Below are 25,820 nucleotides of genomic sequence, written 5' to 3'. Positions count from 1 at the left end.
CGCCCGGGTCCGCCTCACCTGCCGCCGTCCGTCCGCCGCCGCAACGCGCGGGGGCAGGAGGCGGCGCCGGCCCGGGAAAGCAGCGCGTGCACGCGTTCGGTGAGTTCGGCGACGTCGTCGGCGGGCGCGTGGAACGGCAGCCGTACGTCACCGCAACCACGGACGCGTTCGATGCGCAGGGTCAGCCCGTGCCGGTCGACGGCGAGCGGCTGGACGCGGACCGCGCCGTGCAGGCCGGCGTGGCCGACCAGGCGGGTCAGCCGTTCGACGGCGTCGGCGTGGCAGTCGGCCAGGTGGGTCAGCAGCCGGGCTTCGGCGGTGGCCAGCGGGTCGGGTGCCGCGCCGGCGAAGTCGTCGAGGTCGACGAGCGCCGCGCCGGACCGCTGCCGGAGCACCACCCGGGTGGGCCGGAGGGCGAGCCGGCCGTCCCGGGCGGAGAACCAGCCGGCCAGCCACAGCCGGGCCCGGATCCGGTCACGCACGGGGACGGGCGCGACGTCGGCGAACTCCAGCACGGCGGACGGCTCCCCGCGGGGCGCGCAGACCGCGGCGGCGAGCAGGGCGCTGTCCTCGGGCACGTCCAGCAGGACCCGTCCGTCGCCGGTCACGGAGTGCGCGCCCACGAACTCCTCCCGGACGCCCTCCGCGGTCACCGCGCAGGACCAGGCCCCGGCGAGCACCGAGCGGGCCCGCTCCGCCGCACCGGGCGCGGCCGTCCATCCGTACGATTCGACACCCATCCCGAACCTTTCCTTAGGTAAGCCTTGCCTAACTTACCGGAGATCGGGGTGCGCGCCAACCAGGTCACGTGTTCTCCAGGGAGCCCCTCAGCGCGCGAGCACGCCGAGCAGGGCGCGTGCGCACAGGTCGCGCACCTGGTCGCGGCCCAGCTCGGAACCGCGCAGCCACTCCAGACAGACCGCGGTGGTGAACGCCAGCCAGCCGCGCACCGCGAGCCGGGTGTCCGGCCGCGCCTCCAGGGCCGGGCCGAACTCGGGATCCACCGCGAGCGCGGCCAGGATCTGCCGCTCCTGCGCGGCCAGCGCCCGCTGGTAGACGCGGCGCACCGCCTGGTCCCCCGCCGCGTCGGCGCGGTGGAAGGCGCGGTAGCCGTGCGCGTGGGCCTCGACGTACTCCAGGTACGCGTCGAGGCCCGCGGTGAGCTGTTCGCGCACCGGGACACCGGGAACCGCCGCCGTCATCCGGAGCATCCGCTCGCTCTCACGCTCCACCACCGCCGCGAAGAAGTCCCTCTTGGCCGGGAAGTAGTGGTAGAGCAGTCCCCGCGAAACCCCGGCGATCTCGGCGACCTGCTCGATCCACACGTCGTCGTAGGGACTCTCGGAGAACAGCCGCGCCCCGACGGCAAGGAGCTGCTCCCTGCGCTCCTCGGTGCTGAGCCGACGGTGTGCGCGCCCGCCCTGGTTCACGGCCATTCCCGCACTGTACTTGACGCCCTTTCGACAACCGGACCAGACTGAGGCACGTTATTGAACCCGCGTACAACACGTCGCACTCGCGCGCCGGGTCGAAGGAGATCGCGTCATGGCGGAGACGACGACACGGACCGGACTGCCGAGAGGTTTCCGCAGCGCGGAGCAGGGCTGGCCCGCGCTGCACCGCATACCGCACCCGCCGTACCGCCTGCCGCTGGTCGGCGACGTGGTCGGGGCGAACAGGAGCACGCCGCTGCAGGACTCGCTGAGGTACGCCCGCCGGCTGGGGCCGATCTTCCGGCGGAACGCCTTCGGCAAGGAGTTCGTGTTCACGTGGGGCGCGGACCTGGTGGCCGACCTGGCCGACGAGTCGCGGTTCGCCAAGCACGTGGGGCTGGGCGTCGCCAATCTGCGGCCGGTCGCCGGCGACGGGCTGTTCACCGCGTACAACCACGAGCCCAACTGGCAGTTGGCGCACGACGTGCTGGCACCCGGGTTCAGCCGTGAGGCCATGGCCGGTTACCACCCGATGATGCTGGCCGTGGCGGAGCGGCTGACGGAGCACTGGGACCGCGCGGCGGCCGCGGGCCGGGCAGTGGACGTGCCCGGGGACATGACCAGGCTGACGCTGGAGACGATCGCGCGGACCGGGTTCGGGCACGACTTCGAGTCCTTCGAGCGGGCCCGGCCGCACCCGTTCGTCACATCGATGGTCGGCACCCTCACCTACGCCCAGCGGCTCAACAGCGTCCCCGCGCCGCTGACCCCGCTGCTGCTGCGCCGCGCGGGCCGGCGCAACGCGGCCGACATCGACCGGCTCAACCACATCGTCGACGAGGTGGTACGTATCCGGCGCGCGGACGGCGGAGGGGAGGGGGACCTGCTGGACCGGATGCTGGAGACGGCGCATCCCGGGACCGGGGAGCGCCTGTCGGCGGAGAACGTCCGCCGGCAGGTCATCACCTTCCTGGTCGCCGGTCACGAGACCACCTCGGGCGCGCTGTCGTTCGCCCTGCACTACCTGTCCCGTGAGCCCGAGGTCGCGGCCCGGGCCCGCGCGGAGGTGGACCGTGTCTGGGGGGACACGGCGGCGCCCGGTTACGAACAGGTCGCCAAGCTGCGTTACGTGCGCCGGGTGCTGGACGAATCACTGCGGCTGTGGCCGACGGCGCCGGCCTTCGCCCGGGAGGCCCGGGAGGACACGGTGCTGGCCGGGGAGCATCCGATGCTGCGCGGCGCGTGGACGCTGGTGCTGACCCCGATGCTGCACCGGGACCCCGAGACGTGGGGCCCGGATGCCGAGCGGTTCGACCCGGACCGCTTCGACGCGGGGGCGGTGCGGTCCCGGCCGCCGCACACCTTCAAGCCCTTCGGGACGGGGGCCCGGGCGTGCATCGGGCGGCAGTTCGCGCTGCACGAGGCGACGCTGGTGCTGGGGTTGCTGCTGCGGCGGTACGAGCTGCGGGCCGATCCGGGGTACCGGTTGCGCGTGACCGAGCGGCTGACGCTGATGCCGGAGGGGTTGCGGCTGCGGCCGGAGCGGCGGAGTGCGGGCCGTGCGTCGCGGTCACCTGTTCAGACGGGGTCCGAATCCGCCTGAGGCGCGTCGGTGCGGGCCGCCGTCGTCCACCGGGATCACCGGGATCACCGGGGTCACCGGGGTCACCGGGGTCACCGGGGTCACCGGGGAAACAGCTCGAAGGCGACCGCGGGACGGTTCCCGAACCGCTTCCCCGTCTCCTCGGCGAACCCCGTCAGCAGTTCGCGGGCGTACGTCTGAGGATCCTCGTCGGTCAGGGCCTCGATGTACGTGCGGTGCTCCAGCAGGGAGCGCACCGCCCGCTCCAGTCCGTCGGTGGCGTCCACCGCGTGCGTGGGGTTGCCGGAGCCGGCGACCGCCACCCAGCGGACGCCGTTCCAGGGTTCGAGGCCCTGCTCGGTCAGCTCGGGGAAGATCCAGCGGTTGCCGGCGTCGCCCGCGGCGTCCAGCGTCGCGCGCCCGACGGCGACGTGGTCCGGTGTGTTCCAGAAGGTGCCGCCCCAGGTGTCCCGGTGGTTCAGGGTGATCACCAGTTCGGGCCGGTGCCGGCGGATGGCCGCGGCGATGTCCCGGCGCAGTGCGGGACCGTACTCGATGACGCCGTCCGCGTGGTCGAGGAAGCCGACGTCCGAGACCCCGACCACCGCCGCGCTCGCCCGCTGCTCCCGCTCCCTGAGCGGGCCGCACTTCGCCGGCTCCAGGGTGTCGATCCCCGCCTCGCCGCGGGTCGCCAGGACGTAGGAGACCTCGCGGCCGGCGTCGGTCCAGGACGCGATCGCCGCCGCGCAGCCGTACTCGAGGTCGTCCGGGTGCGCGACCACGGCCAGTGCGCGCTGCCAGTCGTCGGGCATGGGCGGGAGTTGACTGATCGTCGGCTCGGTCATGCCCGCAGACTAACCCGCGGCAGCGGCAGCGCACCCGGCGCGCGTCAGGCCTCGTCGCGCACCAGGGCGAGCAGCCGGTCCAGGACGCGCGGGCCGCCGGCCCGCACTCCGTCGTGCTCGAACTCGTCGGTGACCCAGGTGCGCAGTCCGCGGATCGCCCGGGCGGTCTCGAGGGAGTGAGGAGTGTGGACGTACATGTCGTCGTGGTAGACGGCGGCCGCGACCGGGACCTCGTTGACGGCGAGCCGCGCCGGATCGTACAGCGGTGTCCAGTCGGTGCGCGCGGCGAGCAGTTCGGCGGTCTCGCGCAGCGGGCGCAGCGCGGGGTCGCAGTCGAACATCCAGGGGTGGACGGTTTCGCCGGTGAACAGCAGCGGCTCGTCGCCGGCGAGCGCCTTGGCCGCGTCGAACCGGGGGAACTCGGCCCGCACGCGTTCGGCGGACCAGGCGGTGGGCCGGGCGTCCTGGCCGTAGATCGCCTCGTGGACGAGCGCGTACAGCGGGTGGCCGGCGAACGACAGCAGTCCCTGCGCCTGCTCCTGGAAGGCGTCGGAGAGCGCGGGGCCGCCCGGGGTGGGCACGAAGGCGTCCTCCAGGAGGTGGTGCAGCCGGTGGCTGCCCTCGCCGCTGCCGAGCATCATGCCGAGGGACTGGAACGCCTCGACGGTGAACCGGTAGCCGTTCGGGAGGACCACCTCGTGGGTCAGGAGGTGGTCGGCGATGTGGCGGGCGCGCTCGACGTCCTGCGGGTAGCGGGCGTAGTGGGCGGCCACCTTGCGTGCGACGCGCGGGTAGGCGGCCCGGTAGACGTCGTCGGCGTGCGCGTCGAGGGAGGGCAGGCCGCCGGTGACGAGCGCGGTGTCCAGCCCTTCGGGGGCCATGGACAGGTAGGCGACGGTGCAGAAGCCGCCGAAGCTCTGGCCGAGCACGGTCCAGGGCGCCCCGCCGGTCACCCGGGGGCGGACGACCTCGCAGTCCCGCACGATGGAGTCGGCACGGAAGTGCGTGAGGTAGTCGGCCTGTGCGGCGGGGCCGCCGCGCAGCGGGAGCGTCTGCCGGTTGGCGGGCGTCGAGTGGCCGGTGCCGCGCTGGTCGAGGAGCAGGACGCGGTACTCCTCGAGGGCGCGGCCGAGCCACGCCTGCTTCCCGATGAAACGGTTCGCCCCGAAGCCGGGGCCGCCCTGGAGGTACAGCAGCCACGGCAGGTCCTGGTCCGCCTTGTCACGGGCCACGACCTCGCGCGCGTACAGCTCGACCGTCTCCCCGGAGGGGTCGTCGTGGTCGAGGGGCACGGTGAAACGGCGGTCGGTGAGGACGACGCCGGGCTGGCGGTAGCTGACGGTCAACGGGACTCCCGGAACGGACGGATTGTCGGAGCGTGACCCAGTTCAGCACATGATCCTGCGGCCAACGAGCCCGGGATCATGAAATCTTCCCTGAACGCCCGGTCAGCGGGCCGGGAGGCTGGAGCGCCGCACCACCAGTTCCGGGCGGAGGACGACCCGGCGGTGCTCATGGGGCTTCCCGGCGCCGTCGCTCTCGGTCTCCTCCAGCAGCAGCCCGGCGGCCGGGGCGCCCAGGGTGACGGCGGGCCGGCGCACGGAGGTGAGCGGGACGGCCGCCGCCGCGGCGAACTCGATGTCGTCGTAGCCGACGATCGCCAGGTCGTCGGGGACGCCGACCCCGGCCGCGTACATGGCCTGCAGCACGCCGGGGGTGAGCAGGTCGCATCTGCGGGAACGGGTCGTGCAGGCGGCCGGGTGACGCGGGTGGCTCTCCCGGCCAGGGCCGGCGTCGCATCACCCTGATCCCCGACCACCACAACTGCGTGGGCCGCGTCCCGGACCAGGTGGTGGCGTCCGCCCCTCGGGCCCTGGCACGTCTCGACCCGGCCCGTCCGCTCACCTGGATCTCCGGCCCCTCCGCGACCAGCGACATCGAGCTGGACCGCGCGGAGGGCGTCCACGGGCCGCGCACTCCGGAGGTCGTGCTGGTCCGGTGAGCCCCCTCGGGACGGCAGGGGCCGGCGGCCGGGCGACTCCGCAGCACCCGGGCACGGGGAGCCGACGGACGCGCACCGGTGCCGGACGGTACGGCAGTGGAACGCGCCGCTGGGGCTGCTGCCGGTGTGACCGCAGCAGCCGGCCCGCCGGTCAGCCGTACCAGACGGACCGGACCCGGTCGGCGAGGTCGGCCGCCTGCCGCAGTCCCGCTCGGGCCGCGCCCGGCACGCGGGAGGCGTCCAGGGCGTTGCGGCCGAAGGCCCGGCGCGCCTCCCGGTCGGGTACCAGTACGGTGGCACGGGCACCGCCCGCCCGCAGCGCGGCCACCTGGCCGGTGACGCGAGGGCTCGCGCCGGGGCCCTTGGGGACCGGCGCGAGGACGACGACCCGCCGGCAGTCGTCCACGAGGTCCGCGTTGGTCGTGGAACGCACGCCTCCGTCCATCCAGCGACCCTCCCCGATCGTGATCGGCGGGAACAGGGGCGGCAGGGCGCAGGTGGCGGCCATGGCCCGCAGCAGGTCGACCCCGCTGCCGGCGCCGAAGCCCTCGGTCCGCCCGGTGCGCGCGTCGGTGGCGAAGAACCGCAGCGTCCGCTCCGGCCACTCCCGGACGGGCAGGTGGGGCCGGATCGCGTCGAACACGTCGGCCTCCCGCACACCGCGGACCGCCAGCGCCAGTCCGCCCAGCCGTTCGACCACCGTCGCCGGGTCGCGCGAACCGAGCGCGGCCCACAGGTACTTCACCGTCATGCCGAGGGTGAAGTCCACGTCCAGCGGGACCCGCCTCCCGTCGGCCTGCTCCCGGTGCAGGTCGGCCGGCGCGGCCCCCGCCGCCAGATCCAGCGCGAGGAGCGAACCCGCCGACGTGCCGGCCAGCACGTCGGCCCCGGCGAGATCCACCCCGGCCTCCGCCAGCCCCGCCAGTACGCCGGTTTCCCAGGCGTAAGCCGTCAGGCCGCCCCCGCCCAGCACCAGTGCCGTCTCCGGCATGCCGCCCCCCCCCTCGCCTCAAGCGGGGACCTGTCCCCGTTTGCCGGCGACGACACTAACATACAAACGGGGACCACTCCCCGCTGACCCCGGCGTCTCCCGGCCCACTACCGCGCGGCCGGTCCTCCGTTTTGGCCTCGTGCCCGGCGTCCGGGCTGCGGTGACCGGGGGAATCCGCCGGACGGCCTTGAGATCTACTGGTCCGCCTTGGCGTACTCCTGGGCCATTCCGCCCGCGAAGTCGTACAGGACGACCTGGTCGTCGCCGACGACCCACGCGTCGTGCCCCGGCGGGCAGACGAAGACGTCGCCGGGTCCGGCCTCGCTCTCGGCGCCGTCGTCCATGCGGATGCGCATGCGGCCCTGGACCATGTAGCCGTGGTGGTGAACCTGGCAGCTCTCGGTACCCGCGAGGGGACCGACGGACTCCGACCAGCGCCACCCCGGCTCGAAGGTGGCCACCGCGAAGTCCAGGCCCGTCAAGTGGACGGCTTCGAGGTGCCCCCGCGGGAAATCGCGCCGCTCGTCGGGCTTGTCCAGCGTCTTGATCTCGAACATGACCCTTCATCCCTTCCGGTCGTCGCCCTGTACGACCGGGTCCGGTCTCCGTCTGTCCCGAACGGCACCGGCGGGGGCCGGGCCCCACCACTTCATCGTCCGCCCGTCACCCCGTGGCCGCCATTCGGGTGACGGTCGCACGCGGTGCCTCAGTCGCCGGGACCGCAGAGCCGGGCGAACCGTGCCGCGTCGACGTTGCCGCCGGACAGGATCAGGCCGACCCGGCCCGGCAGCGGGCCCACCCGGCCCGTGAGCAACGCGGCGAGCGGGGTGGCCCCGCTCGGCTCGAGTACGATCTTCAGCCGTTCGAGCGCGAACCGCATGGCCTCCCTGATCTCGTCGTCGCCGACCAGCACGATCCCGTCGAGGAGCCGCCGGTTGACGGAGAAGGTCAGTTCGCCCGGGGTGTGCAGGGCCTGGCCGTCGGCGATGGTGCGCGGCACAGGGATGCTGACGCGCCGGCCCGCCTCCAGCGACCGCTTGGTGTCGTCCCCGGCCTCCGGCTCCACGCCGATCACCCGGGTGGCCGGGTGCAGGGCCTTGACGGCGGTGGCGCTCCCGGCGATCAGCCCTCCGCCGCCGACCGGTGCGAGCAGCACGCCCAGCTCCCCCACCTCCTCCACGAGTTCCAGGGCCGCCGTGCCCTGCCCGGCGATGACGTGCGGATGCTCGTAGGGCGGGACGACGGTCAGCCCGCGCTCGGCGGCGAGGGCCTCGGCGACGGCGACCCGGTCGCCTGTGTACCGGTCGTAGGTGACGATCTCGGCGCCGTACCCCTCGGTGGCCGCCCGCTTCGACGGCGGGGCGTCCTCGGGCATGACGACGACGGCGGTGGTGCCGAGCTCCCGGGCGGCCAGGGCGACGGCCTGGGCGTGGTTGCCGGAGGAGTAGGCGGCGATACCCCGCGACAGTTGTCCGGGGCCGAGCCGGGAGGCCGCGTTGTAGGCGCCGCGGAACTTGAAGGCGCCGACGCGCTGGAAGTTCTCGCACTTGAGGTGGACCTCCGCGCCGGCGAGCGCGTCCAGCGTGCGCGACCGCAGGACGGGCGTGCGGTGCGCGACGCCTTCGAGGCGCTCGGCCGCGGAGCGGACGTCGTCGAGGGTGATCGGCGGGGTGGTCGTCACGCGGTGCCTCCGTCGGGGGCCGGGCCGGTCGCCGTCCGGGACCGGGAGAGGTAGCTGTAGGCGGTGGCGCGGGAGATGCCGAGCCGGCCGGCGACCTGCTCGACCGCGCGCCGCACGGCGAAGACACCGCGGGCGTCGAGGTCACGGAAGAGCCGCAGGCGCTCCTCGCGGTCGAGTTGCGCCCAGCCACGGTGCTGCCGCACCTGGTGGGCGTCGACGATCGCCTCGACCACCGAGTCGATGTCGTTGCCGAAGGTGGTCGTCGGCGGTTCGGGCGGGCCTGCGCCGAGTCCGGCGAGCGCGCCGAGAAGGGTGTGCACCTGGCCGACTGCGGTGACGTCGACGTTGACGCACAGCGCGCCGAACACCGCCCCCGTGGAGTCCCGGAGCACCATGGTGGAGGACTTCACGAGGGTGCCCCGGTCGGTCCGGGTGAGGTAGTTGAGCTCGTCGGCCGCCTCGTCGCCGCGGGCCAGCACCCGCATGCCTATCTCGCTCATCGCCCCGCCCACCGCCCGCCCGGTGAGGGACCCGGCCACGGCGACCACCGATCCCTCCGGACGCCGGTAGTCGTGCAGCACCACCTCGCAGACCGGCCCGAACGTCGCCGCGATCCCGTCGGCGACAGGCGCCAGCGCGGCGAGGATCGCGTCCCGTTCGGCGTCCCGCGCCCGTGCGGCTGCCATGAGTGCCCCTCCCGCCCTCTCCGCCCATTCACCTCCAGACTACACGTCCAGCATCTGGATTATCAGTCCAGATCCGGTCGCTTCCGTCCCCGGCCGCCGCGACCCCGGCGAGGCGACGGAATACCACGTCACCCGGTGCGGTTGACGGCCTCGAAGGAGGCCCCCGGTGGACATCACGTACTACGACCACGGAACGCCGGCCGAGCGCTGGGAGCGCGCCGGGATGTTCTTCGACGCCAAGGACTACACCGCCGCCGCGCGTGTCCTGGGCGCGCTGGTCGAGGAGGTCCCGGAGCAGACCGGACCGCGGCTGCTGCTGGCGCGCGCCTACTACCACTCGGCCCAACTGCGCAGGGCGGAGGCGGAGTTGAGGGTCATCGTGGAACGCGACCCGGTGGAGCACTACGCCCGGCTGATGCTCGGGCGCACCCTCCAGCGGCAGGGGCGCGACGACGAGGCCCAGCCGCATCTGCGCATCGCCGCCGCGCTGGGCGGCGAATTCGACGACGCATAGGCCGTCCGCGCCGTCGAGCCGACGCCGTACGTCCGCCGTCCCCGCCGGTGCGTGATCCGTGCCGCATGTTCGCGGGGCGTGCGATCCTGACGGGATGGAAACTCCGGAGGCCCGTGTGCCCTTGGCCGAGCGGGTCGAGCAACTGCTCACCGACGGAGGGCCGTTGGCCGTCGTCACGGCCGGTGACCCGGTGCTGCGGGCGGATGCCGAACCGTACGACGGTCAGCTGGGGCCGGCCCTGCTGGCCCGGTTCGTCGAGGCCATGAGGGTCACCATGCACGCGGCGCCGGGTGTCGGGCTGGCCGCGCCGCAGGTGGGGGTGGGGCTGCGGATCGCGGTGATCGAGGACCCGGCGCCCGTACCGGAGGAGGTGCGGCTCGCGCGCGGACGGGTGCCACAGCCCTTCCGGGTGCTGGTCAACCCGGTGTACGAGCCGGCCGGCACCGTGCGGGCCGCGTTCTTCGAGGGGTGTCTGAGCGTGCCGGGATACCAGGCGGTGGTGGCGCGGGCCGCCGAGGTGCGGCTGACCGGGCAGGACGAGCACGGGCGGGCGCTGGACGAGGTGTTCACCGGCTGGCCGGCCCGGATCGTGCAGCACGAGACGGACCACCTCGACGGCACGCTGTACCTCGACCGCGCCGAACCTCGCTCGCTCTCCTCCCACCGGGCCGCGCTGGAGCACTGGTCGCAGCCGACCCCGGAGCGGGCGGCACGGGCACTGGGTTTCGGCCTGCCCTAGGTGCGGTCACCGCGCCGGGGTGCCGTGGGTGTGAGGCCCGGCGCGGCCGGGCGCGGGACCGGGCACTTCACACGTCCCGGTACGCCTCCAGCAGGCGCAGCCACACCTCGCTGATCGTCGGGTACGACGGGACCGCGTGCCACAGCCGCCCGATGGGTACCTGGGCGGTCACCGCGATGGTCGCCGAGTGGATGAGTTCGCCGACGCCGGGTCCGACGAGGGTGAGGCCGCGCAGAATCTCGTCCTCGAGGTCGACGACCATGCGGGCGCGGCCCTTGTAGCCGTCGCCGTACAGGCCGGCTCCGGAGACCGAGGACAGGTCGACGTCGACGGCGCGGACGCGGTACCCCGCCTGTTCCGCCTCGGCCAGCGAGAGGCCGACGGCGGCCGCCTCGGGGTCGGTGAAGACGACCTGGGGGACGGCGGCGTGATCTGCGGTGGCGGCGTGCGCGCCCCACTCCTCCGCCCGCACGGACGTGCCCGCGGCACGGGCGACGATCGCGGCACCCGCGACCCTGGCCTGGTACTTGCCCTGGTGGGTGAGGAGCGCCCGGTGGTTGACGTCACCGACTCCGTACAGCCAGTCGTGGTCCGTGACGCGGAGGGTGTCGTCGACGGAGAGCCACGAGCCGGGCTCCAGGCCGATCGTCTCCAGGCCGATGTCGTCGGTGCGCGGGGCGCGGCCGGTGGCGAAGAGGATCTCGTCGGCCTCGATCCGGTCACCGTGGTCGGTGACGACCCGCACGACGCCGTTCTCCCTGCTCACCGACTTCGCCGAGGTGCCGGTGCGGAGGTCCGCGCCGGCCTCGGTGAGGGCCTCGGCGACCATCTCACCGGCGAACGGCTCCATGCGGTTCAGCAGGCTCCCGCCGCGTACCAGGACGGTGACCCGCGCGCCGAGCGCCTGCCAGGCGCTGGCCATCTCGGCGGCGACGACGCCGCCGCCGACCACGACCAGCCGGCCGGGCACGGACTGCGCGGCGGTGGCCTCCCTGCTGGTCCAGGGCTTGACCTCGGCGAGTCCCGGCAGGTCGGGGAGTCGGGCGCGGCTGCCGGTGCAGACGGCGACGGCGTGCCGGGCGGTGAGGACGCGCCGGCCGCCGTCGGCTCCGGTGACGGCGACGGTGCGCGGGCCGGTGATCCGTCCGTGTCCGCGGTACAGGTCGGCTCCGGTGCCCTCCAGCCACTGCACCTGGCCGCCGTCCTTCCAGTCGGAGGTGAACCGGTTCCGGCGGGCGAGCACGGCGTCCGCGTCCAGGGGCCCCTGGACCGCCCCGCTCAGTCCGGGCAGGCGGCGGGCGTCGGCCCGGGCGATGACCGGACGCAGCAGGGCCTTGCTGGGCATGCACGCCCAGTACGAGCACTCGCCGCCGACCAGCTCGCTCTCCACCACCGCGGTGGCGAGCCCGGCGGCGCGGGTGCGGTCGGCGACGTTCTCGCCCACGGGCCCGGCTCCCAGCACCACGACGTCGTAGGCGGTTGATTCCGGTTGCGTCGATCGCGTTTCCGTCATGACGTCAGTCTGGTGGGTGGTGTGCCGGGTGGCCACATGGGTAGGGGCGCGGAATATGTGACCGGTCGGCCGTGTTGTGCCGAGGGCTCGGCCCGACACCAGGAAGAGGGAACACGCCATGAGCAGCACCGTGGAGCTCACCAAGGAGAACTTCGACCAGACGGTCACGGACAACGGGTTCGTGCTGATCGACTTCTGGGCGGCCTGGTGCGGTCCCTGCCGTCAGTTCGCACCGGTGTACGAGAAGGCGGCGGAGGAGAACCCGGACCTGGTGTTCGGCAAGGTGGACACGGAGGCACAGCCGGAGCTGGCCGCGGCCTTCGGTATCCAGTCGATCCCCACGCTGATGATCGTGCGCGACCAGGTGGCCGTGTTCGCCCAGCCGGGTGCGCTGCCCGAGGCCGCGCTGACGGACGTCATCGGTCAGGCCCGCAAGCTGGACATGGACGACGTCCGCAAGCAGATCGCCGAGCAGCAGGCGCAACAGGGCGGGGCGCCGTCCGCCGGCGAGTGACACCCGTACCCGTCCGACGCCTACCGCGGGTGTCAGCTGGACTCGCGTCGCACCACCGTCGCCCCCAGCACCTTGCGAGCCTCCGGCGCGGCGGCCGGGTCGCGGACCGCCCGGTCCACCAGTCCGGCCAGTTCGCGGCCGGAGGGCAGTTCGAGATGGACGGTGCTCAGCCGGGGCCGCAGCAGCCGGCCCAGCATCAGGTTGTCCGCGCCGACGACGGCGACCTCCTCGGGGATACGGACACCCTCGTCCTCCAGTGCCCGCATCAGCAGCATCGCGTACTCGTCGTTGTAGGTGAAGACGGCGTCGAGGCCCAGATCGCGCCAGCGGGCGGCGAGCCGGGCGGCGGCGCCCTCGTCGTGGGCGAGCGGCAGCTCGGTGACCGTGGCGCCGGTGCCTCGCAGGGCGGCGCGGACGCCGGCCAGGCGGGGCGCGGAGAACGCCTCCAGGCCGGGCTCCCGCGGGACGACCACGCCGATCCTGCGGCGGCCGCGGTCGAAGAGGTGGGCGCCGGCGCTGTGGCCGACGACGTCGTGGTCCAGCAGCAGGGCGTGCGCGCCCTCGACGGACTCGGGGCCGAGGGTGACGACGGCCCGCGCCCCGGATCTCTTGAGCACCTCGACACCGCGCGGGCCGAGTCCGGAGCCGGGGACCAGGACCGCCACGGGGCGCAGTTCCGCCCAGGCGCGGGCGGCCTCGTCGTCGTGCAGGCCGACGGTGCCGTACTGCACGACCGTGTAGTCGAGCCGGCCGAGGGCGCTCTGCAGGTCGCTGATGAACTGGCTGTAGAGGGGGCCGACGGGGAAGGCGGGCGCGGGCATCAGGACCATGCGGCTGTGCCCGGCGCGCAGGCTGCGGGCGGCTGCGTGCGGCACGTACCCGAGTTCCCGCGCGGCCTCCCGGACCCGGCGCCGGGTGGGCTCGCTGATCCGGACGGCGCCGGCGTTGTTCAGGACGTAGGAGACGGTCGCGCGCGAGACGCCGGCCAGGCGGGCCACATCGGCGCTCGTGGGCACGGAGCGCGTCGGTGCGGGGGACGCGGGCGCGGGCGGGTTCGGTATCTGCACCATGACGTACCGCATCCTTGCAGAAGCCGTAACCGGGCTTTCGCCCGGGGGAGTTGAGTGGCCGTCAGCAAGAGTTCGCGGAGCCCGTCACCCGGTCGACGAGGTCCACCCACGCGGCCTCCAGCCGCTGCGGAGGCATGCCGCACTGCCTGATCAGATGGTGGATCAGAGCCGGGTCCAGCTGGCCCATCAGCGTGTGGGCGAGGAGGTCGCAGTCCGCGTCGGGGACCGCCTCGCGCAGCAGCAGGCCGACGTGGTGACGCCGCACGCGTCGGGGCGCGTTGGTGAAGCGGCGCCCCGCGCCCGGCTCGGCGGCCAGTTGCAGCTCCAGTTCGTCGGCGGTCCTGCGGAGCGCCGCCAGGCCGAAGGCCTGCAGCCGCTCGACGGGGGGCGCGCCGGGTCCGAGCGGTGGGGGTCCGGAGAGGAACGCCGCCTGGAACTTCTTCTCGGAGTGGTCCAGGAGCGCCGTGAGCAGGCCCGTGCGGTCGCCGAAGCGGCGGAAGACCGTCCCCTTGCCCACCCGGGCCGCCGCCGCCACCTCCTCCATGGTGATGCCGTCGGCCCCGCGCTCGGCGACCAGCCGTGCGGCTGCCTCCAGCAGCCTGGCGCGATTGCGGGCGGCGTCGGCGCGCAGGCAGGGCTCGTCGGCGTCGGTGCCGAGCTGGAGCAGTTCCAGCGGCTCGACGGGCTCCTGTGGCGTCGGGGCGGACGGCGGCGCGGCGGACATGAAGCCAGCGTAAAGCATGAGGAAGAAAATGGACCGTGGTCCGGTTAGACTGCTACACCTAGGAAGCGGACCCCGGTCCGGATCCTTGACGCGCTTTCTCAGCCCCCAGGAGTTTCCTCATGTCTGTTCGCATCATCGCCCTCGTCGGCAGCCTCCGCGCCGGTTCGCACAACCGTCAGCTCGCGGAGGCCGCGGTCAAGCTCGCCCCCGCGGGCTCCGAGGTCGCGCTCTTCGAAGGGCTCGCGGAGATCCCGTTCTACAACGAGGACATCGACGTCGAGGGTGATGTCCCGGCCGCCGCCGCCAAGCTGCGCGAGGCCGCCGCCGGCGCCGACGCGCTGCTGCTCTTCACCCCCGAGTACAACGGCACGATCCCGGCCGTCCTGAAGAACGCCATCGACTGGCTGTCGCGCCCGTACGGCGCCGGCGCGCTCAACGGCAAGCCGGTCGTCGTCGTCGGCACCGCCTTCGGCCAGTACGGCGGGGTCTGGGCGCAGGACGAGGCGCGCAAGGCCGTGGGCATCGCCGGCGGCAAGGTGCTGGAGGACGTCAAGCTGTCCATCCCCGGCTCCGTGGTCCGCTTCGCCGAGACCCACCCGGCCGACGACAGCGAGGTCGTCGAGCAGCTGACCGAGGTCATCGCCCGCCTGCACGGCGTCGCGGGGGAGCCGGCGGCCGCCTGATCCACCGTGAAGGGGCCGGAGCGGGTGCTCCGGCCCCTTGCCGCGCACGGGGCGGGCCCGGCCCCGTGCGCGGCACTCAGGCGGCAGCCGCGGAGTGGCCGTCGTGGTGGATCGGCGTCGCCGATCCCGTCAGCGGAACGCCCGTGCCGCCGCGGCGGGCGGCGACGATCTCCGCCGCGATGGACAGGGCCGTCTCCTCGGGGGTGCGGGCGCCGAGGTCGAGGCCGATCGGCGAGCGGAGGCGGGACAGCTCCCGCTCCCCCACCCCCGCCTCGCGCAGCCGGCGCTCGCGCACGCCGTGGGTGCGGCGGGAACCCATCGCGCCGACGTACGCCACCGGCAGGGCGAGGGCGGCCTCGAGCAGCGGGATGTCGAACTTCGCGTCGTGCGTGAGGACGCACAGCACCGTGCGTGCGTCGGTCCCGGTGCCGCGCAGATAGCGGTGCGGCCAGTCGACGACGACCTCGTCGGCGTCCGGGAACCGGGCCCGGGTGGCGAAGACCGGCCGGGCGTCGCAGACCGTGACGTGGTACCCGAGGAACTTGCCCGCCCGCACCAGCGCCGCCGCGAAGTCGATCGCACCGAAGACGATCATGCGGGGCGGCGGCACCGAGGACTCCACGAACAGGGTCGGGCCGCCGGGGCAGTGCGCCCCTCCCCCGGACCCCGGCCCCGGGGACCCCCGTACCGCTCCGCTCACCGCGACCCCGACCGTGCCGGTGCGGCCCGCCTCCAGCAGGGCCCCGGCCTCGCCGGCCGCCGTCCGGTCCAGCTCCGCGGGCCCGCCGAGGCCGCCCTCGTACGAACCGTCCGGGCGGACGAGGAGAGCTCCGCCGAGCAGTTCCGCCGGGCCCTCGACGACGCGGACCAGGGCGCCCGGCTCACCCCGGACCACGGCCGACAGCGCGGCCCGCAGCACCCGCCGGGCGGGGGTCCTCACAAGGACCGGGGCGACCAGGACGTCGATGACCCCGCCGCAGGTCAGACCCACCGCGAAGGCGTCCTCGTCGCTGTATCCGAACCGTTCGACACGGGCCTGGCCGTCCTCGACCGCCCGGGCGCACAGGTCGTAGACCGCGCCCTCCACGCAGCCGCCGGAGACCGAGCCGATCGCCGTGCCCCCGCTGTCGACGGCGAGGGCGGCGCCGGGCCCGCGCGGTGCGCTGCCGTTCACGGACACCACCGTCGCCACGGCGAACTCCCGGCCCTCGTCCAGCCAGCGGTGCAACTCGCCGGCGATGTCAAACACGCGGTCCTCCCGCCCGCAGCACCCGGTCCGGACGGATGGGCAGGCACCGGTGGCGTACGCCCGTCGCGTGCCAGACCGCGTTGGCGACGGCAGCCGCCGCGCCGACGATGCCCACCTCGCCGATGCCCTTGATCCCGACCGGGTCGTCGGGGTCCTGGTCGTCCACCCAGTCCGCCTCGATCGCCGGCACGTCGGCGTGGCTCGCCACGTGGTAGCCGGCCAGGTCGCCGCCGTACAGGCCGCCCGAGGCACCGTCACGCACCGCCTCCTCGTGCAGGGCCATGGAGATGCCCCAGGTCATGCCGCCGACGAGCTGATTGCGCGCGGTGAGCGGGTTGACGATCCGGCCCGCGGCGAAGACGCCGAGCATGCGGCGCACCCGCACCTCGCCGGTGGTGACGTCCACGGCGGCCTCGGCGAACTGCGCCCCGTAGGAGTGCCGTTCCTTCCGGGCGAGGGCTCCGAGGGCGGCGGTGGTGTCGGAGCGCACCGTGATGCCCTCCGGCGGCACGGTGCCGCCCGCGGCGAGCCGCTCCCGCAGTTCCCCGGCCGCGGCCGTGACCGCCCAGGCCCACGAGCGGGTGCCCATGGAGCCGCCCGCGATGCCGGCGGGGCCGAAGTCGCTGTCACCTATGCGTACGCGCACCCGCACGATCGGCACCCGCAGCGCGTCGGCGGCGACCAGGGTGAGCGCGGTGCGGGCCCCGGTGCCGATGTCGGCCGCTGCGATCCGCACGGTGAAGGTGCCGTCCGGCTCCGCCGTCACCGCCGCGGTGGACGGCAGGGCGCCCACGGGGAAGGAGGCCGCCGCCGTGCCTGTGCCGAGCAGCCACCGCCCCTCGCGGCGCACACCCGGGCGCGGGTCGCGATCCGCCCAGCCGAAGCGGCGGGCGCCCTCGCGGAAGCAGGCGGCGAGGTTGCGGCCGGCGAACTCCAGCCCGGAGACCGGGCCCCGCTCCGGCTCGTTGCGCAGCCGCAGCTCGATCGGGTCGAGGCCGCACTTCTCGGCCAGTTCGTCGAGCGCGGCCTCCATCGCGAACGACCCCGGCGCCTCGCCCGGCGCGCGCATCCAGGTCGGCGACGGGACGTCGAGCCGGACGACCCGGTTCTCCGTGCGGTGGGCGTCGGCGTCGTACAGGACCCGCGCCACACCGGTGCTCGGCTCGACGAACTCCCAGACCGTCGACGTCTGGTTGAGCGAGCGGTGCTCCAGGGCGCGCAGCCGGCCGTCGGGGTCGGCGCCGAGCCTGATCCGCTGGGTGGTGGGGCTGCGGTAGCCGCTGAGCGAGAACATCTGACGGCGGGTCAGCACGACGCGCACCGGACGCCGCAGAAGGGTGGCGGCCATCACCGCGGACACCTGGTGGGCGCGCAGCCGCTTGCTGCCGAAGCCGCCGCCCACGTGCTCGGAGCGCACCCGTACGGCGGACGCGTCCAGCGAGAACATCCGCACCAGCTCGTCGGCGACCCAGGTGGTGCCCTGGTTGGAGTCGACGACGTCCAGCCGGCCGCCGTCCCACCGGGCGGTCGCCGCGTGCGGCTCCATCATGGCGTGGTGCTCCTCGGGCGTGGTGTACTCCTCGTCCACCACGTGGGCGGAGGCGGCGAGTTCGGCCTCCATATCGCCCTTCTCCGTCAGGGCCGGCAGGTGTCCGTCCGCCGGATAGGTGTCCGGGCGGGCGTCGGAGAAGACGATGTCGTGCGGCTCCCGCTCGTAGGTGACGACCAGCGCCTCGGCGGCCTCCCGGGCCTGCTCGGGCGTCTCGGCGACGACGAGCGCGACGGGCCATCCGGCGTGCGGGACACGGTCGTCCTGGAAGACCGCGGCCGTCGGGTCCGGCGGTACGCCCAGCATGCCGACGTAGTCGGTGGTGAGCCGCGGGGCGTTCCCGTGGTGCAGGACGGCCAGCACGCCCGGCATGGAGAGGACGGGTCCGGTCCCGACGGAGAGGATGCGGCCGCGGGCGACCGTGGACAGGACGAGCCAGCCGTGGGCGAGGCCGGCGAAGGGGATCTCGCCGGCGTAGCGGGCGGCGCCGGTGACCTTGTCGCGGCCCTCGACGCGGGTGTGCGCGGTGCCGACGACGCCCGTCGGCGTCGCGGCGCCGGTCGTGGCGGTGGTCATCGGGCGGCCTCCTCGGCGAGTTCGGACAGCACGGACACGACGAGGTTGCGCATGAGTGTCACCTTGTGTCCGTTGTCGGGCAGCGGCCTGGCGGCCGCGAGTTCGGCGTCGGCCGCCGCGGCGAAGTACTCCGCGGTGGCCGGGGCTCCGGTCAGGACGCGTTCGGCGGCACGGGCCCGCCAGGGGCGGGAGGCGACCGCGCCGAGGGCGAGGCGGACGTCGCGCACGACCCCGCCCGAGACGTCGAGGGCGCCGGCGACCGAGCCGATCGCGAAGGCGTACGAGGCCCGTTCGCGAACCTTGCGGTAGCGCGAGCGGGCGGCGACCGGCGCGGGCGGCAGGGTGACACCGGTGATGAGCGCGCCGGGCGGCAGGGCGGTCTCCCGGTGCGGAGTGTCCCCGACGGGCAGGTAGAAGTCGGCCAGCGGCAACTCCCCCGGCCCGTCAGCGGTTTCGTAGGAGACGACCGCGTCGAAGGCGGTGAGCGCCACGCCCATGTCGGAGGGGTGGACGGCGACGCAGTGCTCGGAGGCGCCGAGGACCGCGTGGTTGCGGTGCTCGCCCTCGACGGCGGGACAACCACTGCCCGGTGCACGCTTGTTGCAGGGCTTGGTCACGTCGGTGAAGTAGCCGCAGCGGGTGCGCTGGAGCAGGTTGCCGCCGACGGTGGCCATGTTGCGCAGCTGCCCGGAGGCGCCGGCGAGCACGGCCTGGGTGAGGGCCGGGTAGCGGTCCCGTACCCCGGGGTGTGCGGCGAGGTCGCTGTTGGTGACGGTGGCGCCGATGCGCAGCCCGCCGTCGCCGGCCGGCTCGATCCGGTCCAGCGGGAGGGCGCGGACGTCGACGATCCGGGCAGGACGCTCCACGCCGGTCTTCATCAGGTCGACGAGGTTGGTGCCACCGCCGAGGTAGCGGGCGTCGGGGTCGGCGCCCAGCAGCGCCACCGCGCCGGAGACGTCGTCGGCGCGCCGGTAGTCGAACTCCCTCACGCGGCGGCCCCCTCGGTCGGGGTCCCGGCGGCGGCGGCGCGGGCGACCGCCTGGACGATCTGCCCGTAGGCACCGCAGCGGCACAGGTTGCCGCTCATGCGTTCCCTGATCTCCTCGGGGGTCAGGGGTGGCGGTCCGGCTTCGGGCCGCACGTCCTCGGTGACGGCACTGGGCCAGCCCGCGGCGTGCTCCTCGATGACGGCGACGGCGGAACAGATCTGGCCGGGGGTGCAGTAGCCGCACTGGAAGCCGTCGAGGTCGAGGAAGGCCCGCTGCACCGGGTGCAGCCTCTCCCCCTCGGCGAGGCCCTCCACGGTGGTGATCTCGCGTTCCTGGGAGGCGACGGCCAGTTGCAGACAGGACACGGTGCGGCGGCCGTCGACCAGGACGGTGCAGGCGCCGCACTGTCCCTGGTCGCAACCCTTCTTGGTGCCGGTCAGGTCGAGCCGTTCACGCAGCGCGTCGAGCAGGGTGGTGCGGTGGTCGACGGACAGCGTGTGCTTCTCGCCGTTGATGTTCAGGGTGACGGTGCTGGACGTCGAGGGGGCCATGAGCAGCCTTCTTTCAGGGATCTGGAAGGCGGACGAGTCGATGACACGGGGGGTGCGCGTGCTGTACGGAAGGAGCGGGGTCCGGGACCATGCCGGAGAGCTGAAGGGCCGGGAACGCCGTTCGCTCGCGGCATGCCGGGGCCGTCCGTGTCCGCCGATACGATGGACCGAAGCGGACAGCTGTCCGTTACCCCGGAAAACGTAGTGGACAGCTGTCCGGTCAGCAAGGACGGGTTTCGGCCACGACCCGTGAGGAGGACGGATGGGGCACGAGAAGGACGCACCTCTGCGCGCGGACGCCCAGCGCAATCGCGAGCGGATATTGCAGGTGGCCCTGGCCGAGCTCACGCGCTCGGCGGACACCCCGCTGAGCGTGATCGCCAAGAAGGCGTGCGTCGGTCAGGGCACCTTCTACCGGAACTTCCCCAGCCGTGAGGCACTCGTCCTGGAGATCTACCGGTACGAGATGCAGCAGGTCGCCGACAGCGCGGCGCAGTTGCTGCGATACCGGGAGCCGGACCGCGCGCTGCGCGAGTGGATGGACCGGCTGGCCCGGTTCGCCATGGCCAAGGCCGGACTGGCCGACGCCATCCGGCAGGCGACCAGCGGGCCGGGAAGCCCGGAGAAGCCCGCCCACAGCCCGGTCACCGAGGCGGCCGACCTCCTGCTGCGCCGCTGCGAGGAGGCCGGTGTCATCCGCCCAGGAGTGACCGCGGACGACCTCATGCTCGCCATGGGCGGCCTCTGGCAGCTCGACCCGGCCGGCGCGTGGCAGCCGCGCGCGGCCCGGCTCCTGGACCTCATCATGGACGGCCTGCGCAGAGGAGCACCCTCCGGTGGAGCCACGTGACCCGGCCCGGCCCCGACCCGGTGACCGCCCCCACGCCGGTGCCCCGCCCGGACACCCGGACGACGGCCCGCCCGGCGCGCGCCGGGCGGGCCCGCGCCCCCGGGCTGCCCGCGCGCGGACGCCGGCCGCGGGGCACCGTGTCGGCGGCCCGGAGGGCCCGCGGGCGGTCAGGCGACCGCCGTCGGTGCCAGTTCCCTTAGTTCGCGCAGTGCCGCCTCCACCGCGGGGCGGGCGTGGCCGCCGCCGCGGGTGCAGGTCAGCAGCTTGCGGTGCAGGTCGCCCGCGCAGCGCACGCGGGTGATCGGCAGATCCGCCGCCAGACGGGCCAGGCGCGGGATCAGGGCGACGCCGAGACCGTGGGCGACGAGATGGGCGGTGACGTTCCAGTCGAGGGCGTGGTGGACGACGTCCGGCGAGAAACCGGCCGCGCCGCACGCGGCCATCACGTGCGGCCGGCAAGGGCTTTCCGGCACCGGCGCGATCCACTGCTCGCGCGCCGCCTCGGCGAGGCCGACCCGCTCGGCCCCGGCCAGCGGGTGCCCGTCCGGGACCACCAGGTCGAACGGGTCGTCCAGCAACGGACGCTGGTCGAACCGCGTGTCGCTCAGCGGCGGGTTGTGCGGGGTGGACTCCACCACGGCCAGATCGGCGGCCCCTTCGAAGAGCAGGTCGAAGCTCTGCGGCACCCCCGCCTCCGCGATCCGCACCGACAGCCGGGGGTGACGCTCGCCCAGCCGCGCGGCCATCGGAGCCAGCAGCACCGAGATCGCCACAGGGAACCCGGTCACGCGCAGCAGCCCGGCCGGGGCGTCGTGGTCGGCCCGCAGATCCCGTTCCGCCTGGTCCCATCGCGCCTCGATGGCGTCGGCGTGCGTCAGCAGGCTCTCGGCGGCCGGGGTGAGCCGTACCCCGCGCCCCTGCGGCTCCAGCAGGACGACGTCCAGGTCGCGGGCGAGCTGACGGATCTGCTGCGAGGCGGCGGACGGGGTGAAGTGCAGGGCGCGGGCGGCCGCGGTGACCGTGCCGTAGTGGGCGACCGCCCTGAGGACGTGCAGCCTGCGCAGATCAATCATGAAGTCAACGCTTAACGATGGAGTCCACAAAGTCAACCTGGACGTGTAAGGACGTGACGGCGCACCCTTGCTGTGTCAGGACGATCGACCGCGTGCTGTGTCAGGACGATCGACGCGCACCGGGGCCATTGAGAATCGAGGTTCACCATGTCCACGACCGGCACGCGCTGCCCGTACTGCGGCTGGCCGGACGACGCCGAGCCGTTCCGGGTGGTCTCCCGGCACGCCACCGCGACCGGCAGCACCGTGTGGACCCGCTGCGGCTGCGGCTCGCTGCAGGTCCGGGCCGTCGACGAGCGCGGCGTCCGCATCGTGTCCCGCAGCCGCCCCGCCGACGCGCCGTGGAGCCGCGCCGGGCGGTGAAGTGCGCGGGGCGGCCGTTGACAGACCCTCCGGCCCGGCTGTACTGATCGAGACCGGTGCTCCGGGAGCAGGCAGGAGGCGTGGACGTGCGGAAACTCCCCTTGTCCGGGGTGACGGTGGTCAGCGTGGAGCAGGCGGTGGCCGCCCCCTACGCCACCCGGCAGCTGGCCGATCTCGGCGCACGCGTGATCAAGGTCGAACGGCCGGGCGAGGGTGACTTCGCCCGGCGCTACGACACGACGGTGCACGGCCACTCCAGCTACTTCGTGTGGATCAACCGGTCCAAGGAGTCCCTGACCCTGGACCTGAAGGACCCGCGCGGGAGGGACATCCTCCACCGGCTCCTCGACGACGCGGACGTGTTCGTCCAGAACCTCGCCCCGGGCGCCGCCGACCGTCTCGGCCTCGGAACCGATACCCTCACCCACCGCTACCCGCGGCTGATCCCCTGCACGATCTCCGGCTACGGCACCAGCGGCCCCTGGGCGGACCGTAAGGCGTACGACCTGCTGATGCAGTGCCAGACGGGACTGGTGTCACTGACCGGGACGGCCGACGAGAGCGCCCGCACCGGGATCTCCGTCGCCGACATCGCCGCCGGGATGTACGCGTACAGCGGTGTGCTCACCGCCCTGTACACCCGGGCGACCACCGGCACGGCCCACCCGGTGGAGGTCTCCCTGTTCGAGGCGCTGGCCGAGTGGATGGGCCAGCCCGCCTACTACACCCGCTACGGCGGCAGCCAGCCACCTCGCCTGGGTACCCAGCACGCCACCATCGCGCCGTACGGGACCTACCGGGCGGCCGACGGCCGCGAGGTGCTGTTCTCGATCCAGAACGAGCGCGAGTGGGCGGTTCTGTGCGCGGAGTTCCTCGGCCGGCCGGACCTGACCGACGATCCACGGTTCGCGACCGGCTCCGACCGCGTGACGCACCGGGAGGAGCTGAACGCGATCATCGCGGAACGTTTCGCCCGCGACGGCTCCGAAGAGCTGCTGAAGGACCTGGAGGCGATGGGCATCGCCTGCGCCGGCGTCAACGACGTGGCCGGCTTCCTCGACCACCCGGTGCTCGCCGCGCGCGACCGGTGGCGCGAGGTGGCGGTGCCGGGCGCGACGGTGTCGGCGCTGCTCCCGCCCGCCGACCTCGCGGGCCTGTCCGCGCGCATGGATCCGGTACCGGCCGTGGGCGAGCACACCGAGGCGATCCTGACGGAACTGGGCCACGGCCCGGAGGAGATCGAGGCCCTCCGCGCGGACTCCGTCGTCTGAACGGCGGCCGCCACCGCCGTCTACGCCTGCCGCTGGTGCAGTGCGTCCAGGACGTCCTCGTCCGTCAGCTGGTCGAACTCCTCGTACCACTGGCCGACGGCCATGAACGCCGCCGGCTCGTGCAGACACATCACCTCGTCGGCCTCCGCGCCCATCAGCGCCACGGCCTGGGGCGCGCCGACCGGTACGGCGAGCACCAGACGGCCGGGGCCCCGCGAACGCAGGGCCCGCAGCGCGGCGCGGGCGGTGGAGCCGGTCGCCAGTCCGTCGTCGACGACGATCACGGTGCGTCCGCGCACCTCGGGAGCGGGACGGCCCCGCCGGTAGAGCTGTTCGCGGCGGCGCAGTTCGGTGCGTTCGCGCTCGACGACGGGCGCGAGGTCCGACTCGGTGAGGCCCAGCCGCCGCAGGGAGTCCTCGTCGAACACCGGAACCCCGTCGCCGGCCATCGCACCGACGCCGAACTCCTCGTGGAAGGGCGCGCCGACCTTCCGTACGACGAGGACGTCGAGCGGCGCGTGAAGTGTGTGCGCCACCTCGGCGGCCACGGCGACCCCGCCGCGGGGCAGTGCCAGCACGACCGGGTCGGACAGAGCCCCCTCGTCCTGCCTCTGCCGCAGTCGCGCGGCCAGCGCGCGCCCGGCCTCCCGGCGATCACGGAAGCGCATGACCGATGCCTCCCTCCCGCATGGAGACGGCACCTGAAGCACCTGGTCCGCACCCGCGTACCCGCCCTGCGGCGCCCGAAGCACCGGCGCGGGGCATGGGTGGGCGAGTGTCGGGCAGTCGAGGGTCATGGTCGGTGACACGGGCGACTACGGGCAGGCACGGCGGCCGGACGAGAGCGGGCACCGGGCGGTGGCCCAGGAGGACGAGGTCCGCATCGAGGCGTGGGCCGCGAGCCGGGAGCACTGTCTCGCGGAGGCCGTGGCGGCGATGGTGGAGTGCTTCGCCGACGTCTCCGGGGTGCGGCCGACCGGTGTGGGCCGCATCCGCCTCGACGAGGCCAGCGACGACGACCTGCTGGCGGCACTGCTGGACGAGGTCCTGTACCGGCTGGAGGAGTACGGGCAGGTACCGGTCGACGTGGAGGCGGACGAGGCCGAGGGTGGTCTGGATGTGCGCCTGGCGGTCGCCGGCCTGTCGGACGTACGCCTCACCGGAGCGGCACCGGTGTCCGTGACCTGGGAGGACCTGCGCATCGGCCCCGGCCCGTGCGGCTGGTCGTGCGCGGTCACGGTGGACGGCTGACCTCCGTCACCTCGCACGAAGAGAGCCGCATGTCCGAAATGCGTCGCGGGTACCCCGCCCTCATGACCGGCATCGACATCGGCAGTGACGCTTTCGACGACCAGACGTTCATCGCTCGGCGGCACGCCTACGAGGGTCCCAACGTGTCCCCTCCGCTCACCTGGAGCGGCGTACCGGACGACGCGACGGAACTCGTCCTGCTCTGCGAGGACCCCGACGCCCCCTCGGGCGTCTTCGTGCACTGGATCGTGGTCGGCATCGACCCCCACAGCGGCGGGGTCGGCGCGGGCCAGAGCCCGCCCCGGGGCACCGAACTCGTCAACGGCTACGGCGACCGCGGCTGGGGCGGCCCGCACCCGCCCCCGGGCGACGACGCACACCACTACCTCTTCCGGCTCTACGCCCTCGCCGAGCCGTGCGTGCTCCCCGACGCGCCCCGCGCGGAGCAGGTGCACGAGGCCGTCGAAGAGAAGCAGCTCGCGAGCGGCACGCTGGTGGGGCTCTACCGGCGCTGACCGGCTCGCGCTCAGTGCGTGGGGGCCGCCGTACTGATGTCCGCCAGCGCGGAGTGGGGGTCCTCCGTGGCGGCGAGGTCGCCGAGGCTGACCACGCCCACGGGACAGCCGCCGCGCTCGACCACCGGGAGCCGGCGGACGGCGTACCGCCGCATCAGCTCGACGGCGTGGTCGGTGGTGTCCTCGGGGTCGAGGGTCACCAGTGGCGGGCGGGTGCAGAGCGCGCCGACCGGGGTGACCTCGGGGTCACGGCCCTCGGCGACGCCCCTGAGCACGATGTCGCGGTCGGTGAGCACACCGAACAGGTCGCAGTCGTACGCGACCAGGACGTCGCCGATGTCCCGCTCACGCATCATGCGCGCCGCCCGTGCCACCGTGGTCATGGGCTCGACGGACGCGGTGTCCGCGGACATCACGTCCCGTATCCGCGTGGTCATGGGCACCTCCCGGGTGAGTGAAACGGCCTGGACCGTGGTGTGCGCCGCGTAGCCCGCCGCGCGGGACGTAAACGGGCGCCGGCACGTTCGGCACGGCCCGGGGGCCGACGGCCTGAGGCGGCGGGGGCTCACCGTGTTCGGGCGGTCGTCGTCCTGGTGATGTCGGCCG

28 protein-coding genes and 2 pseudogenes are annotated in these 25,820 nt (G+C 74.1%); 11 read left to right on the top strand and 19 right to left on the bottom strand.

What is annotated here, in order from left to right; translation table 11 throughout:
* Positions 1-14 precede the first annotated feature (14 nt).
* Together BU52_RS04055 and BU52_RS04050 are read right to left on the bottom strand one after the other, a co-directional pair.
* Positions 15-740, bottom strand: a complete 726-nt coding sequence (locus tag BU52_RS04055; protein ID WP_037928200.1) for a DUF2470 domain-containing protein — start codon at positions 738-740, stop codon at positions 15-17.
* A gap of 87 nt (positions 741-827) precedes the next feature.
* The gene (locus BU52_RS04050; RefSeq protein WP_037928197.1) at positions 828-1,436 is read right to left on the bottom strand and encodes a TetR/AcrR family transcriptional regulator; all 609 of its coding nucleotides are present in this window, start codon (positions 1,434-1,436) and stop codon (positions 828-830) included.
* 109 nt (positions 1,437-1,545) lie between these two features.
* Here BU52_RS04050 and BU52_RS04045 point away from each other — a divergent pair, with 109 nt between their 5' ends.
* Positions 1,546-3,036 carry a cytochrome P450 gene (locus BU52_RS04045; RefSeq protein WP_037928194.1) on the top strand — a complete coding sequence of 497 codons (1,491 nt, stop codon included), beginning with the start codon at positions 1,546-1,548 and terminating at the stop codon, positions 3,034-3,036.
* A gap of 80 nt (positions 3,037-3,116) precedes the next feature.
* On the opposite strand, the gene BU52_RS04040 is transcribed toward BU52_RS04045, so the two are convergent.
* The 3 genes and pseudogenes from BU52_RS04040 to BU52_RS04030 form a co-directional block, all read right to left on the bottom strand.
* A complete protein-coding gene (locus tag BU52_RS04040) occupies positions 3,117-3,860 on the bottom strand; it encodes a PIG-L deacetylase family protein (protein WP_037928191.1) in 744 nt (247 codons plus the stop codon).
* Between the two features lie 44 nt (positions 3,861-3,904).
* Positions 3,905-5,206, bottom strand: a complete 1,302-nt coding sequence (locus BU52_RS04035) for an alpha/beta fold hydrolase (RefSeq protein WP_037928187.1) — start codon at positions 5,204-5,206, stop codon at positions 3,905-3,907.
* Between the two features lie 102 nt (positions 5,207-5,308).
* Positions 5,309-5,587 (bottom strand): annotated as a pseudogene (locus BU52_RS04030) (substrate-binding domain-containing protein); the annotation flags it as partial.
* Positions 5,588-5,631: 44 nt separating this feature from the next.
* Here BU52_RS04030 and BU52_RS04025 point away from each other — a divergent pair.
* A pseudogene (locus BU52_RS04025) lies at positions 5,632-5,862 on the top strand (LUD domain-containing protein); the annotation flags it as partial.
* A gap of 151 nt (positions 5,863-6,013) precedes the next feature.
* Here BU52_RS04025 and BU52_RS04020 read toward each other — a convergent pair.
* From BU52_RS04020 to BU52_RS04005, 4 genes are all read right to left on the bottom strand, one after another.
* Positions 6,014-6,853, bottom strand: coding sequence for a patatin-like phospholipase family protein (locus tag BU52_RS04020; RefSeq protein ID WP_037928182.1), 840 nt, complete (start codon positions 6,851-6,853; stop codon positions 6,014-6,016).
* Positions 6,854-7,047: 194 nt separating this feature from the next.
* Positions 7,048-7,410: a cupin domain-containing protein gene (locus BU52_RS04015; protein ID WP_037928179.1), complete on the bottom strand. Its 363-nt coding sequence runs from the start codon at positions 7,408-7,410 to the stop codon at positions 7,048-7,050.
* A 149-nt stretch (positions 7,411-7,559) separates the two neighbouring features.
* A complete protein-coding gene (locus BU52_RS04010; protein ID WP_037928176.1) occupies positions 7,560-8,534 on the bottom strand; it encodes a pyridoxal-phosphate dependent enzyme in 975 nt (324 codons plus the stop codon).
* Positions 8,531-9,220, bottom strand: coding sequence for a helix-turn-helix transcriptional regulator (locus tag BU52_RS04005; RefSeq protein ID WP_037928173.1), 690 nt, complete (start codon positions 9,218-9,220; stop codon positions 8,531-8,533). The genes BU52_RS04010 and BU52_RS04005 overlap by 4 nt, the downstream gene beginning before the upstream one ends.
* A 166-nt stretch (positions 9,221-9,386) precedes the next feature.
* Here BU52_RS04005 and BU52_RS04000 point away from each other — a divergent pair, with 166 nt between their 5' ends.
* Together BU52_RS04000 and BU52_RS03995 are read left to right on the top strand one after the other, a co-directional pair.
* Positions 9,387-9,734 carry a tetratricopeptide repeat protein gene (locus BU52_RS04000; RefSeq protein ID WP_037928170.1) on the top strand — a complete coding sequence of 116 codons (348 nt, stop codon included), beginning with the start codon at positions 9,387-9,389 and terminating at the stop codon, positions 9,732-9,734.
* A gap of 94 nt (positions 9,735-9,828) precedes the next feature.
* Positions 9,829-10,473, top strand: a complete 645-nt coding sequence (locus tag BU52_RS03995) for a peptide deformylase (protein ID WP_037928168.1) — start codon at positions 9,829-9,831, stop codon at positions 10,471-10,473.
* Positions 10,474-10,540: 67 nt separating this feature from the next.
* On the opposite strand, the gene BU52_RS03990 is transcribed toward BU52_RS03995, so the two are convergent.
* Positions 10,541-11,986: a dihydrolipoyl dehydrogenase family protein gene (locus BU52_RS03990; protein ID WP_037928839.1), complete on the bottom strand. Its 1,446-nt coding sequence runs from the start codon at positions 11,984-11,986 to the stop codon at positions 10,541-10,543.
* Between the two features lie 118 nt (positions 11,987-12,104).
* Here BU52_RS03990 and trxA point away from each other — a divergent pair, with 118 nt between their 5' ends.
* Positions 12,105-12,500, top strand: coding sequence for a thioredoxin (gene trxA, locus BU52_RS03985; RefSeq protein WP_037928165.1), 396 nt, complete (start codon positions 12,105-12,107; stop codon positions 12,498-12,500).
* A gap of 32 nt (positions 12,501-12,532) precedes the next feature.
* Here trxA and BU52_RS03980 read toward each other — a convergent pair whose 3' ends face one another.
* Together BU52_RS03980 and BU52_RS03975 are read right to left on the bottom strand one after the other, a co-directional pair.
* Positions 12,533-13,570, bottom strand: a complete 1,038-nt coding sequence (locus tag BU52_RS03980) for a LacI family DNA-binding transcriptional regulator (RefSeq protein ID WP_107061075.1) — start codon at positions 13,568-13,570, stop codon at positions 12,533-12,535.
* A 61-nt stretch (positions 13,571-13,631) separates the two neighbouring features.
* Positions 13,632-14,294 (bottom strand): TetR/AcrR family transcriptional regulator, encoded by a 663-nt coding sequence (locus BU52_RS03975; protein ID WP_037928159.1) that lies wholly within the window; start codon positions 14,292-14,294, stop codon positions 13,632-13,634.
* 119 nt (positions 14,295-14,413) lie between these two features.
* Between BU52_RS03975 and BU52_RS03970 the strand changes: the two genes are divergently transcribed.
* A complete protein-coding gene (locus tag BU52_RS03970) occupies positions 14,414-14,977 on the top strand; it encodes an NAD(P)H-dependent oxidoreductase (RefSeq protein ID WP_037928156.1) in 564 nt (187 codons plus the stop codon).
* Positions 14,978-15,053: 76 nt separating this feature from the next.
* On the opposite strand, the gene BU52_RS03965 is transcribed toward BU52_RS03970, so the two are convergent.
* The 4 genes from BU52_RS03965 to BU52_RS03950 are packed head-to-tail and all read right to left on the bottom strand — an operon-like array spanning position 15,054 to position 19,891.
* Positions 15,054-16,226, bottom strand: a complete 1,173-nt coding sequence (locus BU52_RS03965) for an XdhC family protein (RefSeq protein WP_037928152.1) — start codon at positions 16,224-16,226, stop codon at positions 15,054-15,056.
* The gene (locus BU52_RS03960) at positions 16,219-18,351 is read right to left on the bottom strand and encodes a xanthine dehydrogenase family protein molybdopterin-binding subunit (protein WP_037928149.1); all 2,133 of its coding nucleotides are present in this window, start codon (positions 18,349-18,351) and stop codon (positions 16,219-16,221) included. Before BU52_RS03960 ends, BU52_RS03965 begins: the two co-directional genes overlap by 8 nt.
* On the bottom strand, positions 18,348-19,340 hold the full coding sequence (locus BU52_RS03955; protein WP_037928146.1) for an FAD binding domain-containing protein: 993 nt from the start codon (positions 19,338-19,340) through the stop codon (positions 18,348-18,350). Before BU52_RS03955 ends, BU52_RS03960 begins: the two co-directional genes overlap by 4 nt.
* Positions 19,337-19,891: a 2Fe-2S iron-sulfur cluster-binding protein gene (locus BU52_RS03950; protein WP_037928143.1), complete on the bottom strand. Its 555-nt coding sequence runs from the start codon at positions 19,889-19,891 to the stop codon at positions 19,337-19,339. Before BU52_RS03950 ends, BU52_RS03955 begins: the two co-directional genes overlap by 4 nt.
* A gap of 262 nt (positions 19,892-20,153) precedes the next feature.
* Here BU52_RS03950 and BU52_RS03945 point away from each other — a divergent pair, with 262 nt between their 5' ends.
* Positions 20,154-20,741, top strand: coding sequence for a TetR/AcrR family transcriptional regulator (locus BU52_RS03945; protein WP_037928141.1), 588 nt, complete (start codon positions 20,154-20,156; stop codon positions 20,739-20,741).
* Between the two features lie 167 nt (positions 20,742-20,908).
* Here the strand turns inward: BU52_RS03945 and BU52_RS03940 are convergent, their stop codons facing one another.
* Entirely contained in the window at positions 20,909-21,814 is a 906-nt protein-coding gene (locus BU52_RS03940; RefSeq protein ID WP_037928138.1) for a LysR family transcriptional regulator, read from the bottom strand.
* Between the two features lie 147 nt (positions 21,815-21,961).
* Here BU52_RS03940 and BU52_RS03935 point away from each other — a divergent pair, with 147 nt between their 5' ends.
* Positions 21,962-22,177 carry a hypothetical protein gene (locus BU52_RS03935; RefSeq protein WP_037928135.1) on the top strand — a complete coding sequence of 72 codons (216 nt, stop codon included), beginning with the start codon at positions 21,962-21,964 and terminating at the stop codon, positions 22,175-22,177.
* A gap of 80 nt (positions 22,178-22,257) precedes the next feature.
* Positions 22,258-23,448, top strand: coding sequence for a CaiB/BaiF CoA transferase family protein (locus BU52_RS03930; RefSeq protein ID WP_037928131.1), 1,191 nt, complete (start codon positions 22,258-22,260; stop codon positions 23,446-23,448).
* A gap of 20 nt (positions 23,449-23,468) precedes the next feature.
* Here BU52_RS03930 and BU52_RS03925 read toward each other — a convergent pair whose 3' ends face one another.
* On the bottom strand, positions 23,469-24,116 hold the full coding sequence (locus BU52_RS03925; RefSeq protein WP_037928128.1) for a phosphoribosyltransferase: 648 nt from the start codon (positions 24,114-24,116) through the stop codon (positions 23,469-23,471).
* Positions 24,117-24,243: 127 nt separating this feature from the next.
* Here BU52_RS03925 and BU52_RS03920 point away from each other — a divergent pair, with 127 nt between their 5' ends.
* Positions 24,244-24,699: an archease gene (locus BU52_RS03920; RefSeq protein WP_037928126.1), complete on the top strand. Its 456-nt coding sequence runs from the start codon at positions 24,244-24,246 to the stop codon at positions 24,697-24,699.
* Between the two features lie 62 nt (positions 24,700-24,761).
* The gene (locus tag BU52_RS03915; RefSeq protein WP_037928836.1) at positions 24,762-25,214 is read left to right on the top strand and encodes a YbhB/YbcL family Raf kinase inhibitor-like protein; all 453 of its coding nucleotides are present in this window, start codon (positions 24,762-24,764) and stop codon (positions 25,212-25,214) included.
* Positions 25,215-25,225: 11 nt separating this feature from the next.
* On the opposite strand, the gene BU52_RS03910 is transcribed toward BU52_RS03915, so the two are convergent.
* The gene (locus tag BU52_RS03910) at positions 25,226-25,651 is read right to left on the bottom strand and encodes a CBS domain-containing protein (protein WP_037928123.1); all 426 of its coding nucleotides are present in this window, start codon (positions 25,649-25,651) and stop codon (positions 25,226-25,228) included.
* Positions 25,652-25,820: the final 169 nt, after the last annotated feature.

Source organism: Streptomyces toyocaensis (genome assembly GCF_000725125.1).
Taxonomy (GTDB): domain Bacteria; phylum Actinomycetota; class Actinomycetes; order Streptomycetales; family Streptomycetaceae; genus Streptomyces; species Streptomyces toyocaensis.
The sequence above is the reverse complement of the archived record's forward strand: the minus strand, read 5'-3'. Positions and strand labels throughout refer to the sequence as shown.